This is a genomic window from Gordonia araii NBRC 100433 (assembly GCF_000241265.1).
In the GTDB taxonomy this organism is placed as follows: Bacteria; Actinomycetota; Actinomycetes; order Mycobacteriales; family Mycobacteriaceae; genus Gordonia; species Gordonia araii.
The window spans coordinates 39862-53855 of the sequence record NZ_BAEE01000063.1; the positions used below are offsets into that span (position 1 = coordinate 39862).

Genomic DNA, 13994 nt, shown 5'->3' on the forward strand with positions numbered 1-13994 from the left:
GCCGCCGGGCGCCGCTACCGTGGAGGCATGGCAACGATCAGCCCCGTCGATGACACGTACACCGGCACGGTTGCCGGTCCGCACCAGCCCATTCGCCGCACCACCGCCCGCGCGACCATCACGAAGATGTCCGTCGGCCCGATGGACAACAACGTGTACGTCCTCACCTGCACGGAGACCGGCGACCAGCTGTTGATCGACGCGGCCAACGACGCCCCGGCGATTCTCGCGCTCCTGGGCGAACTCCCCGGAACACTGCGGAGCATCGTCACCACGCACGGCCATTTCGACCACTGGCAGGCGCTGCAGGAAGTGGCCAAGGCCACCGGCGTCCCGACATTGGCCGGCCGCGACGATACGAAAGAGTTGCCCGTCACCCCGGACCGCCTGCTCGACGACGGCGACGAGATCACCGTCGGCAACCTTGTCCTGCGCGCCATCCACCTCGTCGGGCACACCGAAGGCTCGATCGCCCTGGCCTTGCTCGACCCCAGCGACGACGCGGCGGGACCGATCTCGGTGCAACTGTTCACCGGGGACTGCCTCTTCCCCGGCGGCGTCGGCAAAACCTGGCAGCCGGGTGATTTCGAGCGTCTCCTCGACGGGGTCACGACGAAGCTCTTCGACGTCTATCCCGACGACACCGCCGTGTACCCGGGCCACGGCAGCGACACGACCCTGGGCGCGGAACGGCCGCAGTTGGCCGAGTGGAGGACGCGCGGCTGGTAGCAGCCGAGGGCCCGTTCGCCGGCCAGCCGGACCCGCATTGTCCGCGTACACTGGATCAACTGTGAATCCTGATTCCCGCATGGCCGACGAGCAGCAGCATCTCGACGCGGTTTACGGGCGCGTCGACCGGATGCGGTCGACGACCAACCGCCGGCTGCGCGAGACTCTCGCCGAGAGCGGCGGTACTCCTCAGGCCCAATCCGAGCGGGAATCCTACGAGCGGCTCTACGTCGAGGACCTCGCCAAACTCGATGCCGCCGAGCACAACCTGTACTTCGGACGGCTCGACGTCGACGGCGACGGCGACGGCACGATGGAGACCAGGCGCATCGGGCGCATCGGAGTGCTCGACGACGACGACGAGGATACGACCCTCCTGCTCGATTGGCGCGCGCCCCTGTCGCGCCCGTTCTACCTCGCGACGCCCGCCGATCCCGACGGGGTCCACGTGCGCAGACACATCCGCACCAGCAACCGGCGGGTGAAGGCGATCAACGACGAGGTGCTCGACGGGTCGGTGGTTCCGGAAACCGGCGAAGGCACGGCGACCGGTGGCGACGTGGTGAACGAGGCCGCACTGGTCACGGCACTCAACGCCGCTCGCACCGGCGAGATGAACGACATCGTCGAGACGATCCAGCGCGAACAGGATCTGATCATCCGCTCGTCACATCGCGGCGTGAGCGTCGTGCAGGGCGGTCCGGGAACCGGAAAGACAGCTGTCGCGCTGCACCGTGCCGCCTACCTGCTGTACACGCACCGCGACATCCTGGCCCGCAGCGGTGTGCTCATCATCGGGCCGAACGACGAGTTCCTCCGCTATATCTCGCAGGTCCTCCCCTCGCTGGGCGAGACCGGGGTGCTCCTTTCGACGATCGGCAACCTGCTTCCCGGCGTCGGCACCGACGCCGTCGATCCCCCGGCCGCCGCGGCGCTCAAGGGCTCGTTGACGATGATCGACGTTCTCAAACGGCATGTGCGCGCCTACCAGTCGCTGCCGAAGGGCCCGGTCACCGTCGAGTTCGACGGCTACCCGCTGACGATCGATTCGAATCTGGTCAAGTCCGCCCGCGCCAAGGCGCGCAGCACCCGACGAGCACACAACCAGGCTCAGCGCGAGTTTCTCCGGGCCGCGCTGTACGGCCTCGCCACCGCCTACGCCGGCCGCATCGGCTCGTCGCTGCTCGACGGGTCGCAGATGCTGAGCAGTTCCGAGATCGCCGATATCCGCGACGAGATGCGCGACGACGAGGATCTCGTCCGCGCGGTTCTCAGCTTCTGGCCGCGGCTCGAACCGATCCAGGTCCTCACCGATCTACTAACCTCGTCCTCGGCGATCCGCCGCGCCTGTCACGGTTGGGATGATCGCGACCGCGCTGCCCTGGAACGCTCCCCGGACGAACCGATCACGGTCGGCGACGTTCCGCTACTCGACGAGATCGCCGAGCTGATCGGTGCGGGAACCGCCGACGACAAGGCCGCCGAGGAGGCGAGTTGGCGCGCCAAGCTCGCCGAAGCGCAGGAGGCGCTGGACATCTTGACGGGATCGGCTCCGCAGGACCTCGAGGATGAGATCGACCCTGAAATCCTGATGGCCTACGACCTCATCGACGCCGAACAGTTGGCCGCGCGGCAGACCGTCACCCAGTACCGCACCACCGCCGAGCGGGCCCATACCGACCGGTCGTGGACCTTCGGCCATGTCATCGTCGACGAGGCGCAAGAACTGTCGGCGATGGCCTGGCGGATGGTGATGCGCCGCATCCCGAACCGGTGGATGACGGTCATCGGCGACACCGCGCAGACGTCGGCGCCGGCCGGTGCCACCTCGTGGGGCGCGGTGTTCGAACCGTATGTCCAGAAGCGGTGGCGCCTGCACGAACTCACGGTCAACTACCGGACTCCGGCCGAGATCATGCGGTACGCGGCGCGGCTGCTGGCCCGGATCAACCCGGAGCTCAGTCCGCCGACATCGCTGCGATCGAACGGTCTGGAACCGCGAGCGGTGCGCGCTCCGTTCGGCCGGGCCGTTCTCGACGCGGTGGATCTCGCCGTCGGTGCCGGGTGGGAGGGCCTCACCGGCCTGATCGTCGCCGACGGCGACTACGAGCTGGCCGTCGACGCGCTAGCCGATCATCCGGAGATCGTGGTGCACACGGTCAACGGGTGCAAGGGACTGGAGTTCGACAACACCGTCGTCGTAGAGCCGGCGACGATCATCGCGGCGTCGCCGCGCGGGCTCAACGACCTGTACGTGGCCCTGACACGAGCAACCCAGCGGCTCGTCGTGGTCGCAGAATGCGACTTGCCACCCGAGTTGGCGGACCTACCCGGGTGGCAAGCGGAGCAGCGCTGACAGTTCTCGCGCCGCGGTGTTGTCCTACGTGGTGTGGACGATCAGCACGTCGACATCGGCCTTGCGGGCCGCGTCGGCGGGGACCGAACCGAGTAGACGACCCGACAGGGTGTTCAGACCCTTGTTACCGACGACCAGCAGATCGGCCTTCACGTCGACGACGAGCTGGAGCAGCGCGTCGACCGGGGCACCCTTGACCGGGCGCTGCTGGATCACCTTGGCGCCAGCCGCCGTCGCGCGCTCCTTGGCGGTGCGGAGGATCTCCTCGGTGGGCGCGGAGCCGTGAACCTGGTAGGCCTCGTCCTTGAGAACGTCGGACATCGCGTTGATGTCGCGGCCCTCGTTCGGGAAGTAGGCGCAGGCGATTACCAGCGTCGCGTTCTCACCGGCCAACGCACCGGCGCGTTCCACCGCCTTCATCGAGGATTCCGAGCCGTCGGTCCCCACTACCACGGTGCTGTATGCAGCCATTGACAATTCCCTCCAGATTTCGCTTGTGCGATAAGCACATTATCGGATTCTCGGTCCGGCTGGGTCTGAGTTCGCGCGGTGGTGTTCACCGCCACTGTCGGGCCGCTATTTGATTCCCGCCGCATCCATTCCCCGCAATTCCTTCTTGAGGTCGGCGATCTCGTCGCGCAGCCGCCCGGCGAGTTCGAACTGCAGGTCACGGGCGGCGGACATCATCTGATCGGTGAGCTGGCTGATGAGATCGGCCAATTCGGCACGCGGCATCGCCGAAATGTCCCGGCGCTCAATGACTCCGGCGCTGGACGACCCCTTCGGATTGTCGCCCTGGGCACGTCGGCCGCGGGTGGCGTTGCGGCCCGATCCGCCGACCGTCACCTCGTCTTCGGCCTCGCTGTAGACCTGGTCGAGGATGTCGGCGATCTTCTTGCGCAGCGGCTGCGGATCGATGCCCATCTCGGTGTTGTACGCGATCTGTTTCTCCCGGCGGCGCTCGGTCTCATCAATCGCGTTCTGCATGGAGTCGGTGATCTTGTCGGCGTACATGTGCACTTCGCCGGAGACGTTACGAGCCGCGCGGCCGATCGTCTGGATCAGTGATGTCGTGCTGCGCAGGAAGCCCTCCTTGTCCGCGTCGAGGATGGCGACGAGCGACACCTCGGGCAGGTCGAGGCCCTCGCGCAGCAGATTGATGCCCACGAGCACGTCGAACTCGCCGAGGCGAAGCTGCCGCAACAGTTCGACGCGGCGCAGCGTGTCCACTTCCGAGTGCAGGTACCGCACCCGGATCCCCAACTCGAGCAGATAGTCGGTCAGGTCTTCGGCCATCTTCTTGGTCAACGTCGTGACCAGCACCCGCTCGTCGCGCTCGGTGCGCTCCCGGATCTCATGCACCAGGTCGTCGATCTGGCCCTTGGTCGGTTTCACCACGACCTTCGGGTCGACCAGCCCGGTCGGGCGAATGACCTGCTCGACGAACTCACCGCCGGTCTGGCCCAGCTCATAGGGTCCCGGGGTGGCCGACAGGTAGACGGTCTGCCCGATCCGGTCGACGAACTCGTCCCAGGTCAGCGGGCGGTTATCGACCGCCGAGGGCAGCCGGAAGCCGTAGTCGACCAGGTTGCGCTTGCGGGACATGTCGCCCTCGTACATGCCGCCGATCTGCGGCACGGTCACATGCGACTCGTCGATGACGAGTAGGAAGTCGTCCGGGAAGTAGTCGATCAACGTCGCCGGCGCCGAGCCGGGCCCGCGACCGTCGATATGACGCGAATAGTTCTCGATGCCCGAGCAGAAGCCGACCTGGCGCATCATCTCCAAGTCGTAGGTGGTCCGCATCCGCAGGCGCTGCGCCTCCAGGAGCTTGCCTTTGCCCTCCAGCTCGGCGAGCCGCTCCTCCAGTTCGGACTCGATCCCCTTCATCGCCCGTTCCATGCGTTCGGGACCGGCGACGTAGTGGGTCGCGGGGAAGATCCGCACATTGTCGACCTGCCGGACCACGTCACCGGTCAGCGGATGCAGGTAGTAGAGCGCTTCGACCTCGTCGCCGAAGAACTCGATCCGCACGGCCAGCTCTTCGTAGGACGGGATGATCTCGACGGTGTCGCCGCGCACGCGAAAGCTGCCGCGGGTGAACGACATGTCGTTGCGGGTGTACTGCACGTCGACGAGAAGGCGCAGCAGCGCGTCACGGTCGATCTCGTCACCGACCGACATCTCCACCGAGCGGTCGAGATAGGACTGCGGCGTGCCCAGGCCGTAGATGCAGGACACCGACGCGACGACGACGACGTCGCGGCGCGATAGCAGGCTCGATGTCGCCGAGTGCCGCAGGCGTTCGACATCGTCGTTGATCGACGAGTCCTTCTCGATGTAGGTGTCGGTCTGCGCGATGTACGCCTCGGGTTGGTAGTAGTCGTAGTAGGAGACGAAGTACTCGACCGCGTTGTTCGGCAGCATCTCGCGCAGTTCGTTGGCCAGCTGGGCGGCCAAAGTCTTGTTCGGCGCCATGACCAGCGTCGGGCGCTGGACTCGCTCGATCAGCCACGCGGTGGTCGCCGACTTGCCCGTGCCGGTGGCACCGAGCAGCACGATATCGCGCTCCCCTTCGTTGATCCGGCGTTCCAGGTCTTCGATCGCCGCCGGCTGGTCACCTGCGGGCTCGTACTCGCTGACGACTTCGAAGCGTCCGTCGGCCCGCTCGATCTCGCCGATCGGGCGGAACTCGGAATGCGCGAGGACTGGTTTCTCTGCGGGAAACGCCATACCTGACAGGATAGGCTCGCCCCCCGACAACGTCGGTCGGGAGCGGTTGGCGACCACGAACGACGGGGCTCGACGCTAGTTTGAGAACATGAGCGAAGTCGCGCACCGGCCGAAAATCGAGGTCTTCGACGTCCCGGCGGGCACCAACACCGACAACAAGGGATTCGTTCGCCCCGTCGAGGAATACCGCGTCACCGACTACGGCCTCTACATGTCCCGCACCGCCGATCACCCCAGGTTCGGCCACTTGGAGACCTGGCTGCTGCCGTCGCTCGGCCTCCGCGCCAACATCTTCCACTTCCGCGACGCCGACTACCGGCCCGGCCAGCGCCTCTACCTCGACGTCGGCGAGTTCTCCGGTCCCGACGCCGATGGCCGTTGGCACGCGACCGATTGGTACCTGGACCTGATCGACGTGCCCGGGAAGCCGTTGGAGCTGGTCGACGTCGACGAGGTCTTCGACGCGCGAGCCGCGGGGTATCTGACCACCGCCGAGTGCGAACGGGCCGTGCAGATCGCCATGCGCGCGCTCGTCGGGGCGGCCGGGCGCGGTCATCGGGTGCAGGCGTGGCTCGACGATGAGGTCGGCGAACCCCTCACCTGGCTGCATTGACCGCGGCCGATCAGGGCGCGACGATGCTGACGCGCGCCGGGCGTCCGGGATCCGCGGCCGCGAACGTCCCGTCCCCCTCCGGGGGGAAGCCGCCCGCGCACAGGAGGTCGGGAAGCTCGGCCGCCGCCTGCTCGTCGCGCGCGGTGATCCGCAACTCCGGGATGGGGTCGGCCGCCGCCACCTCGACCGCGGACGCCTTCTCCCCTGCCACTGCCCAGAGCCGGTTGGTCAGCCGGCTCGGCAACGCCGCCGGGTTGGGGTCGGCGGCAATCAGCTCGGGAACCGGTTTGGCGACGACTCCGGTGCGCACGTTGACCTCATAGGGGACGAGACGTTGATCCCATAGATCGATGGCTCTGCGGGTGAGGTCTATCTCCGTCCCGGAGTTGTCCAGCCACGCGTCGGCGACCGCACGCCGCTGCTCTTCGGTCGCCTGCGCGGCGATTCGCGCCCGCGCATCCGCCTCGTCGAGGCCGCGAGACGTCACGAGGCGGTGCACGCGCAGCTCGACGTCGGCGTTCACCATCACCACGGCGTGAAAGAACGGCGCCGTGTGGTTCTCGACGAGCAGCGGAATGTCCTGCACGACGATCGCATCGGCGGGAGCAGCGGACAACAGTTCGTTGGTGCGGGCGCCGATCAGCGGATGCGTGATCGAGTTCAGCGTAGCTCGCGACTCGTCGTCGGCGAACGCCCGTACGGCCAGCGCGGGGCGATCCAGTTCCCCGTCGGGCCCGATGATGTCCTCGCCGAACGCCTGCGCCAACTCCGCCAGTCCCGGTGTGCCCGCGGCGACCACCTCGCGCGCGACCTTGTCCGCGTCGATCAGGTACGCCCCGCGGTCGACGAAGGTCTTCGCCACCGTCGACTTCCCCGCACCCATTCCGCCCGTCAATCCCACTCGAATCACGCCCACCAGTGTGGCATGCCCGCGCCGGCTTTCCCGGTTGTGCTCCGAGCACAAGCACGGATCGGTTGTCTGGGATGTCGCTGCTGACCCTGGGTTTCGCGGCCGAATGGGCCGATCGCGGCATTGCCTGCAACTGTCTGTGGCCGGAGACGACGATCGCGACGGCGACGGACCGGGCCTAGCGCACCGCGACCCCGAGTTCGGCGAATCCGCCTGCGTACAGCTCGCGCACGGCGGCCTCGTCGATGCCGACGGCGTAGTTCTCGAGGACGGTGGTGCGGAAACCGGCTTCCGCCGCCTGCCGGGCGGTCTCCTTCACGCAGTAGTCGGTCGCGATCCCCACCACGTCGACGTCGGTGATCCCGTGCGCCCGCAGCCGTTCGACGAGCAGTTCGTCGTCGGGCGTGATTCCTTCGAAGCCGGAGTACGCGGCGCTGTAGTGGCCTTTGAAGACCCGGATCACCGGAACGGAATCGATGCGGCCGAGTTCGTCTTCGAGGTCGTCGATGATGCGCGCCCCGTCCGATTCCGCGACGCAATGCACCGGCCACGAGGTCCGAAAGTCGGGTTCGACTCCCTCGGCGGCGAAATGCTCGCCCGGATCGATATGCCAATCCTGCGTCGTGACGACCAGGTCGTACTCGGCGAGGAACCGCTCGTCGCGCAGTGCCGACCGCAAACGCTCGGCGAGGTCGAGCCCGCCGGCGACGGCGAGTGACCCGCCCTCGCAGAAGTCGTACTGGACGTCGACGATGATCAGCGCCTTGCTCGTCATAGGGCCAATGGTAGGCGCGGCCGGCGAATGCGGCGGCCCGCCGCACTCCGGGTGGAATGCGGCGGGCCGACTGTCCTGAGGGCTATTTCAGGGGGTTCAGGCGCTGGCGCCGAGCTCGGCGTCGAGGCGGAGAATGCCCGAGCCGTCCTCGTTGACCAGGCGGGCCCGGCCGAGGATCTCGCTCACGGTGGCTTCCTCTTCGATCTGCTCGGAGACGAACCAGTCCAGGAGCGAGCGGGAGTCGATGTCGTGCGCTTCGTCCGCGGCGGCGTAGAGCTCGCGGATCGACGCCGACACATCGCGCTCGGCCTCCAGAGCGACGTCGAAGGTCTCGGTCACGCTGGTGACCTTCACCTTGGGCGTCTTGATGTCGCCGATGACGGGGTGGTTGTCCCGGTCGGTCAAGTGCTTGATGAGCTTGTCCGCGTGGGTGAGCTCTTCAGCCGACTGGCTCTTGAGCCACTTCGAGATACCGGGCAGGTTCATCAGCTCGAGTTCGATGGCCAGCTGCCGGTAAAGCACTGCCGATTCGTATTCCTTGATGATTTGCTTGATAAATGCCTTTTCAAGCCCTGCTGTCATTTTCATAGGCTCGATGATAGGTGCAAAAAATGGCCTCTACCAGCAAAGATTGCCTCTACTAAGAGAACGTTGGCTAGGCTACGCGACGATAGGGATTCCTAACGTCACGGCTGATTCGGGACAGATTTCCCACCAAAGAAAACAGCTCCCCGGCCCTCACGGGCCGGGGAGCTGTTCGCGGTTCTAGCGAGTGCTAGGCGTTGCCGGCAAGCTTCTCGCGCAGTGCGGCGAGCTGCTCGTCGCTGGCCAGCGAGCCGCCGGTGCTCGGTGCCGGAGCACTGCCACCCTTGGCCTCGTCGGTCGACGAGGAGTAGTCGCTCGGCGCGTTCTCCGCCTCGGCGGCCGCCTTCGCGAACTTCTCCATCTGAGCGGTGTGCATCTTGTGACGGCGCTCTGCCTCGGCGTAGCGCGCCTCCCAAGCCTTCTGCTGCTCCTCGTAGCCCTCAAGCCACTCGTTGGTGTCAGCGTCGAAGCCTTCGGGGAAGATGTAGTTGCCCTGCTCGTCGTAGCTGTCGGCCATGCCGTACTTCGACGGGTCGAACTCCTCCGTGTAGTCCTCGTTGGCCTGCTTGAGGCTCAGCGAGATGCGACGACGCTCGAGGTCGATGTCGATGACCTTGACCAGGGCATCGTCGCCGACGGCGACAACCTGGTCCGGCACCTCGACGTGGCGCTCGGCCAGCTCGGAGATGTGGACCAGACCCTCGATGCCCTCCTCGACGCGGACGAACGCGCCGAACGGAACGAGCTTGGTGACCTTGCCCGGCACGATCTGACCGATCGCGTGGGTGCGGGCGAACTGGCGCCACGGGTCTTCCTGGGTCGCCTTGAGCGACAGCGAGACGCGCTCGCGGTCCAGGTCGACGTCGAGAACCTCGACGGTGACCTCGTCGCCGACGGTGACGACCTCGTTCGGGTGATCGATGTGCTTCCAGGACAGCTCGGAGACGTGCACCAGGCCGTCGACGCCGCCGAGATCGACGAAAGCGCCGAAGTTGACGATCGAGGACACGACGCCCTTGCGGACCTGGCCCTTCTGCAGCTGGTGCAGGAACTCGCTGCGCACCTCGGACTGGGTCTGCTCCAGCCAAGCGCGACGCGACAGGACCACGTTGTTGCGGTTCTTGTCGAGCTCGATGATCTTGGCCTCGATCTCCTTGCCGATGTACGGCTGCAGATCGCGGACGCGACGCATCTCGACCAGCGACGCGGGCAGGAAGCCGCGCAGGCCGATGTCGAGGATCAGGCCGCCCTTGACGACCTCGATGACGGTGCCCTTGACGGCCTCGTCCTTCTCCTTGAGCTCTTCGATCGTGCCCCAGGCGCGCTCGTACTGGGCGCGCTTCTTGGACAGGATCAGGCGGCCTTCCTTGTCCTCCTTGGTGAGGACCAGGGCTTCGACCTCATCGCCGACGTTGACAACCTCGCTGGGGTCGACGTCGTGCTTGATGGAAAGCTCGCGGGACGGGATGACACCTTCGGTCTTGTAGCCGATGTCAAGCAGGACCTCGTCGCGGTCGACCTTGACGATCGTCCCTTCAACGATGTCACCATCGTTGAAGTACTTGATCGTGGAGTCGATGGCGGCGAGAAAATCCTCGGCCGAGCCGATGTCGTTGACGGCTACTTGCGGCGAGGAGATAGTGGGGGACGACATGTGTTGGGTTGCTCCGGACAGGTATCTAGTAGGTACAGGTTGTGGTTTGCGGTCATCCAGCGGGCAGGATGTTTCACAAACCTGCTGGTCAACAATGTGGCATTGGCAGCTGAGCTAACCCTGGCCACACGCGCTTCTAACACTACGCCAGGGCCCCTGTCCTGCACAAATGCACCTCCGCCCCCAAGGGAAGGGTCCGCCGTGGTCCACTCGCTCGAACTCGTCCTCGACGACGAGGCCGACGCCGCCGTGATCGCCGAGGTGAACCGCCTGGCCGCGGCCGGGTTGCGCAACCCGCACCGAGACCAGCGACCGCACATCACCCTGGTCGCCGCGCGAGCGGTTGACGAGTCCGCGCTCAGCGTCCTCGCGCCGGTGGCCCAACGGCTCCCGATCACGGTGCGCCTCGGTGCCCCGATCGTGTTCTCCCACGGCGCCGCGGGTGCGCACGGCGGCCACGTGCTCGCGCGCTCGGTCGTCCCGTCGACCGATCTGCTCGGCATTCACGCCACCGTCGTGCGCTTGGCCGCCGACCACATCGACGGCGAGCTGGCCCACAGCCGTCCGGGATCGTGGTCGCCGCACGTGACACTCGCCCGCCGCTTGTCCGGTGAGCAAGTCGCCGCGGCGATCGACTTTCTCGCCGGCGAGCGCGACCGCGATGTCGTCGTCGCCGGGATTCGACGATGGGACGGCGAGACGAAGTCCGAGACAGTGCTTCCCGGCCGGGCGTGCTGATGTCCCACGAGGTCGGCGCGCCTCGCACACGAAACGAGGCGACGTGAGCGAACCAACCCGGCCACCGGCGATCCTCGGGCCGGTCGACTCGGCGACCAGCGACCGTGCCAACCGCGGCTGGTGGGACGCCGACGCGGACTCCTATCACGACGAGCACGGGAGCTTCCTCGGCGTCGACAACACCGCGGGCGACTTCGTCTGGTGCCCGGAGAACCTGCGCGAAGCCGATATCGGTCTGCTGGGCGATGTGGCCGGAAAGGTAGTGCTCGAGGTCGGGTGCGGGTCGGCGCCGTGCTCGCGCTGGCTGGCCGCGCAGCGGGCCTCGCCCATTGGCATCGATCTGTCGCGCGGCATGCTGGCCCACGGTGTCGCCGCCATGGCCCGCGACGAGCGACGCGTGCCACTCGTGCAAGCGACCGCGGAGCACCTCCCCTTTGCCGACGAGTCTTTCGATCTCGCCTGTTCGGCCTTCGGCGCGGTTCCGTTCGTCGCCGATTCCGCCGGCGTGATGGCCGAGGTCGCCCGCGTGCTGCGTCCCGGCGGCTGCTGGGTGTTCTCGGTCAATCACCCGATGCGGTGGATGTTCCTCGACGACCCGGGGCCTGCCGGGCTGACGGTCTCCATCCCCTACTTCAACCGGACTCCGTACGTAGAACGCGACGACGCGGGTGAGATCACCTATGTCGAGCACCATCGCACGATGGGCGATCGGATCCGCGAGATCCGTTCTGCCGGACTGGTTCTGGAGGATCTGATCGAACCGGAATGGCCGGAGGGCTTCGAGCAGGAATGGGGTCAGTGGTCGCCGCTGCGCGGAGCCTACTTCCCGGGCACGGCGATCTTCAGCTGCCGCAAACCCGCCTGACCGACCCCACCCCACCCCCGCCGAGTGGGCACCTCACCCCCGCCGACTGGGCACCTCACCTACGCCGAGTGGGCACCTCACCTTCACCGAGTGGGCAGCCACGTCGTCTACGTCGCAGCGATCCGGGCGAGGATCCGCCGTCCGAACTCCGCGGTCCCGACCGAACCGCCGAGATCCGGGGTCGCCTCACCGGCGCTCAGCGCATCGCCGAGAGCCGTGCGCATCAGCGACGCGACCTCCCGTCCGCGCTCGTCGTCGAATCGTCGTGCCCACCAGTCGAAGAGCATCGCCGTCGACTCGATCAACGCGACCGGATTGGCCCGGTCCTGACCCGCGATGTCCGGCGCGGCACCGTGCGCGGCCTGCGCCATCGCTTTGACGTCGGAGGCGTTGATCGACGCCGCGAGGCCGAGCGAACCGGCGAGTTCGGCGGCCAGATCGGACAGGATGTCACCGAAGAGGTTCTCGGTCACGACGACGTCGAAATCACCTGCCCGTCGGACCAGCTGCGCTGCCATCGCGTCGACGTGCTGCTCATCGACCGCGACATCGGGAAACTCCCGCGCGATGTCGAAGCAGGCGTCGCGGAACAAGCCCGTCGTCATGGCGAGAACATTCGCCTTGTGCACCACCGTCACCCGGCCGCGTCGAGTCTGTGCCTGCTCGAATGCGATGCGGGCGATGCGCTCCGACGCGGCGCGCGTGATTACGCCGACGGCGAGCGCGACATCGGGTGTCGGCATGAACTCGCCCGATCCGACGGCCATGTTGCGATCGGCGTAGAGCCCCTCGCTGTTCTCCCGGACGATCAATAGATCGATGTCGGGCCGCACCGCCCGCACTCCCGGATAGGCGCGCGCCGGCCGCAGGTTCGCGTAGAGGCCATACCGTTTGCGAATGATCGCCCCCGGCGTCAGGCGGCCGCGGAACTCCTCCGGATACCCGGCCGAGTCGTGCGGGCCCAGCACCCAACAGTCCAGTCCGTCCAGGGCCGCGACCGTCTGCTCGGGCAGTGGATCGCCATGATTCGCGATGGCGGACTGTCCCATGGACAACGGCACCCACTCGACGTCGAGCCCGACGCGCGCGGCGGCAGCGCCGGCGACGGCCACTGCCACCGGCACGATCTCTGGCCCGATTCCGTCGCCGTCGATCATTCCGATTCGGACGTCAGCCGCCACGTCTTGCCTCCTGTCAGAGCTTCCTCCCGCAGAAACCCGCAGATCCCGACGCTACTTCGTCGGGATCTGTCGATTCGTGCGGGATCTCCGTCGCGACTCACAGCAGTTTCGCTAGGAAAGCCTGCGTCCGCTCGTGCTGGGGGTTGGCCAGCACTTCGCGGGGGTCTCCCGCCTCGACCACCACACCGGCGTCCATGAAGACCAACTGGTCGGCCACCTCCCGCGCGAAGCCCATCTCGTGCGTCACGACCAGCATAGTCATCCCGGCGTCGGCCAGCTTGCGCATGACCGCCAAGACGTCCCCCACCAATTCCGGGTCGAGGGCCGACGTCGGCTCGTCGAAGAGCATCAGCTTCGGTTCCATGGCTAGCGCCCGGGCGATGGCGACGCGCTGCTGCTGCCCGCCGGAGAGCTGCGCGGGATAGTGGTCAGCACGGTCGGACAGCCCGACCTGATCGAGGAGGCCGCGGGCCCGCTCGACGGCCTCCGACTTGGACACGCCGGCCACGAGCACGGGCGCCTCGATCACGTTCTCCAGGGCCGTTCGGTGCGGGAACAGGTTGAAATGCTGGAACACCATGCCGATGTCGCGGCGCTGGCGCGCGGCCTGCTTGGGACTCAGCTCGTAGAGCTTGTCGCCCCGCTCGCGATAGCCCATCAGCTCCCCGTCGACGTAGAGACGGCCGGAGTTGATCCGCTCCAGGTGGTTCACACACCGCAGGAACGTAGACTTTCCCGACCCCGACGGTCCGATGAGGCACGCCACCTCGCCGCGCTGCACCTCCAGCGACACCCCGTTGAGGACCCGCAGCGACCCGAACGACTTCCCGACCGCCTGCGCGGACACCATCGCGG

General features: G+C 67.0%; 13 protein-coding genes and 1 pseudogene. 6 read left to right on the forward strand and 8 right to left on the reverse strand.

All coding sequences use genetic code 11. From position 1 onward, the window contains the following. The first annotated feature begins 27 nt into the window (after positions 1-27). Positions 28-729, forward strand: coding sequence for an MBL fold metallo-hydrolase (locus tag GOARA_RS13285; protein WP_007322912.1), 702 nt, complete (start codon positions 28-30; stop codon positions 727-729). A 79-nt stretch (positions 730-808) separates the two neighbouring features. Beyond that, complete coding sequence (locus GOARA_RS13290) at positions 809-3085, forward strand: ATP-binding domain-containing protein (protein WP_050947286.1); 2277 nt, start codon at positions 809-811, stop codon at positions 3083-3085. 24 nt (positions 3086-3109) lie between these two features. Here GOARA_RS13290 and GOARA_RS13295 read toward each other — a convergent pair whose 3' ends face one another. Both GOARA_RS13295 and uvrB read right to left on the reverse strand, forming a co-directional pair. Beyond that, positions 3110-3556 (reverse strand): universal stress protein, encoded by a 447-nt coding sequence (locus GOARA_RS13295; protein ID WP_007322914.1) that lies wholly within the window; start codon positions 3554-3556, stop codon positions 3110-3112. Positions 3557-3661: 105 nt separating this feature from the next. Beyond that, complete coding sequence (uvrB, locus tag GOARA_RS13300; protein ID WP_007322915.1) at positions 3662-5818, reverse strand: excinuclease ABC subunit UvrB; 2157 nt, start codon at positions 5816-5818, stop codon at positions 3662-3664. Positions 5819-5906: 88 nt separating this feature from the next. On the opposite strand from uvrB, the gene GOARA_RS13305 reads away from it, so the two are divergent. Continuing rightward, positions 5907-6431: a ribonuclease FAU-1 family protein gene (locus tag GOARA_RS13305; RefSeq protein WP_007322916.1), complete on the forward strand. Its 525-nt coding sequence runs from the start codon at positions 5907-5909 to the stop codon at positions 6429-6431. A gap of 10 nt (positions 6432-6441) precedes the next feature. Here the strand turns inward: GOARA_RS13305 and coaE are convergent, their stop codons facing one another. Further along, on the reverse strand, positions 6442-7341 hold the full coding sequence (gene coaE, locus GOARA_RS13310) for a dephospho-CoA kinase (RefSeq protein WP_040523324.1): 900 nt from the start codon (positions 7339-7341) through the stop codon (positions 6442-6444). A 71-nt stretch (positions 7342-7412) separates the two neighbouring features. Between coaE and GOARA_RS19900 the strand changes: the two are divergent. After that, positions 7413-7508: pseudogene (locus tag GOARA_RS19900) on the forward strand (SDR family oxidoreductase); the annotation flags it as partial. A gap of 11 nt (positions 7509-7519) precedes the next feature. Here GOARA_RS19900 and GOARA_RS13315 read toward each other — a convergent pair. From GOARA_RS13315 to rpsA, 3 genes are all read right to left on the reverse strand, one after another. Then, on the reverse strand, positions 7520-8116 hold the full coding sequence (locus tag GOARA_RS13315; protein ID WP_007322918.1) for an isochorismatase family protein: 597 nt from the start codon (positions 8114-8116) through the stop codon (positions 7520-7522). A 96-nt stretch (positions 8117-8212) separates the two neighbouring features. After that, positions 8213-8704 carry a ferritin gene (locus GOARA_RS13320; RefSeq protein ID WP_007322919.1) on the reverse strand — a complete coding sequence of 164 codons (492 nt, stop codon included), beginning with the start codon at positions 8702-8704 and terminating at the stop codon, positions 8213-8215. A 187-nt stretch (positions 8705-8891) separates the two neighbouring features. Continuing rightward, entirely contained in the window at positions 8892-10355 is a 1464-nt protein-coding gene (gene rpsA / locus GOARA_RS13325) for a 30S ribosomal protein S1 (protein WP_007322920.1), read from the reverse strand. A gap of 201 nt (positions 10356-10556) precedes the next feature. Between rpsA and GOARA_RS13330 the strand changes: the two genes are divergently transcribed. Then, entirely contained in the window at positions 10557-11093 is a 537-nt protein-coding gene (locus GOARA_RS13330) for a 2'-5' RNA ligase family protein (protein WP_007322921.1), read from the forward strand. A gap of 43 nt (positions 11094-11136) precedes the next feature. After that, positions 11137-11958, forward strand: coding sequence for a class I SAM-dependent methyltransferase (locus tag GOARA_RS13335; protein ID WP_007322922.1), 822 nt, complete (start codon positions 11137-11139; stop codon positions 11956-11958). Positions 11959-12065: 107 nt separating this feature from the next. Here GOARA_RS13335 and GOARA_RS13340 read toward each other — a convergent pair whose 3' ends face one another. Then, complete coding sequence (locus tag GOARA_RS13340) at positions 12066-13139, reverse strand: isocitrate/isopropylmalate dehydrogenase family protein (RefSeq protein ID WP_007322923.1); 1074 nt, start codon at positions 13137-13139, stop codon at positions 12066-12068. Between the two features lie 97 nt (positions 13140-13236). Continuing rightward, the gene (locus tag GOARA_RS13345) at positions 13237-13989 is read right to left on the reverse strand and encodes an amino acid ABC transporter ATP-binding protein (protein WP_040523326.1); all 753 of its coding nucleotides are present in this window, start codon (positions 13987-13989) and stop codon (positions 13237-13239) included. Positions 13990-13994 lie beyond the last annotated feature (5 nt).

Coding starts and splice junctions, on each gene's coding strand:
- GOARA_RS13320 (WP_007322919.1), bottom strand. CDS start 8,704: ATGAAAATGACAGCAGGGCTTGAAAAGGCATTTATCAAGCAAATCATC.
- GOARA_RS13315 (WP_007322918.1), bottom strand. CDS start 8,116: ATGACGAGCAAGGCGCTGATCATCGTCGACGTCCAGTACGACTTCTGC.
- GOARA_RS13345 (WP_040523326.1), bottom strand. CDS start 13,989: ATGGTGTCCGCGCAGGCGGTCGGGAAGTCGTTCGGGTCGCTGCGGGTC.
- rpsA (WP_007322920.1), bottom strand. CDS start 10,355: ATGTCGTCCCCCACTATCTCCTCGCCGCAAGTAGCCGTCAACGACATC.
- GOARA_RS13305 (WP_007322916.1), top strand. CDS start 5,907: ATGAGCGAAGTCGCGCACCGGCCGAAAATCGAGGTCTTCGACGTCCCG.
- GOARA_RS13290 (WP_050947286.1), top strand. CDS start 809: ATGGCCGACGAGCAGCAGCATCTCGACGCGGTTTACGGGCGCGTCGAC.
- uvrB (WP_007322915.1), bottom strand. CDS start 5,818: ATGGCGTTTCCCGCAGAGAAACCAGTCCTCGCGCATTCCGAGTTCCGC.
- GOARA_RS13295 (WP_007322914.1), bottom strand. CDS start 3,556: ATGGCTGCATACAGCACCGTGGTAGTGGGGACCGACGGCTCGGAATCC.
- GOARA_RS13285 (WP_007322912.1), top strand. CDS start 28: ATGGCAACGATCAGCCCCGTCGATGACACGTACACCGGCACGGTTGCC.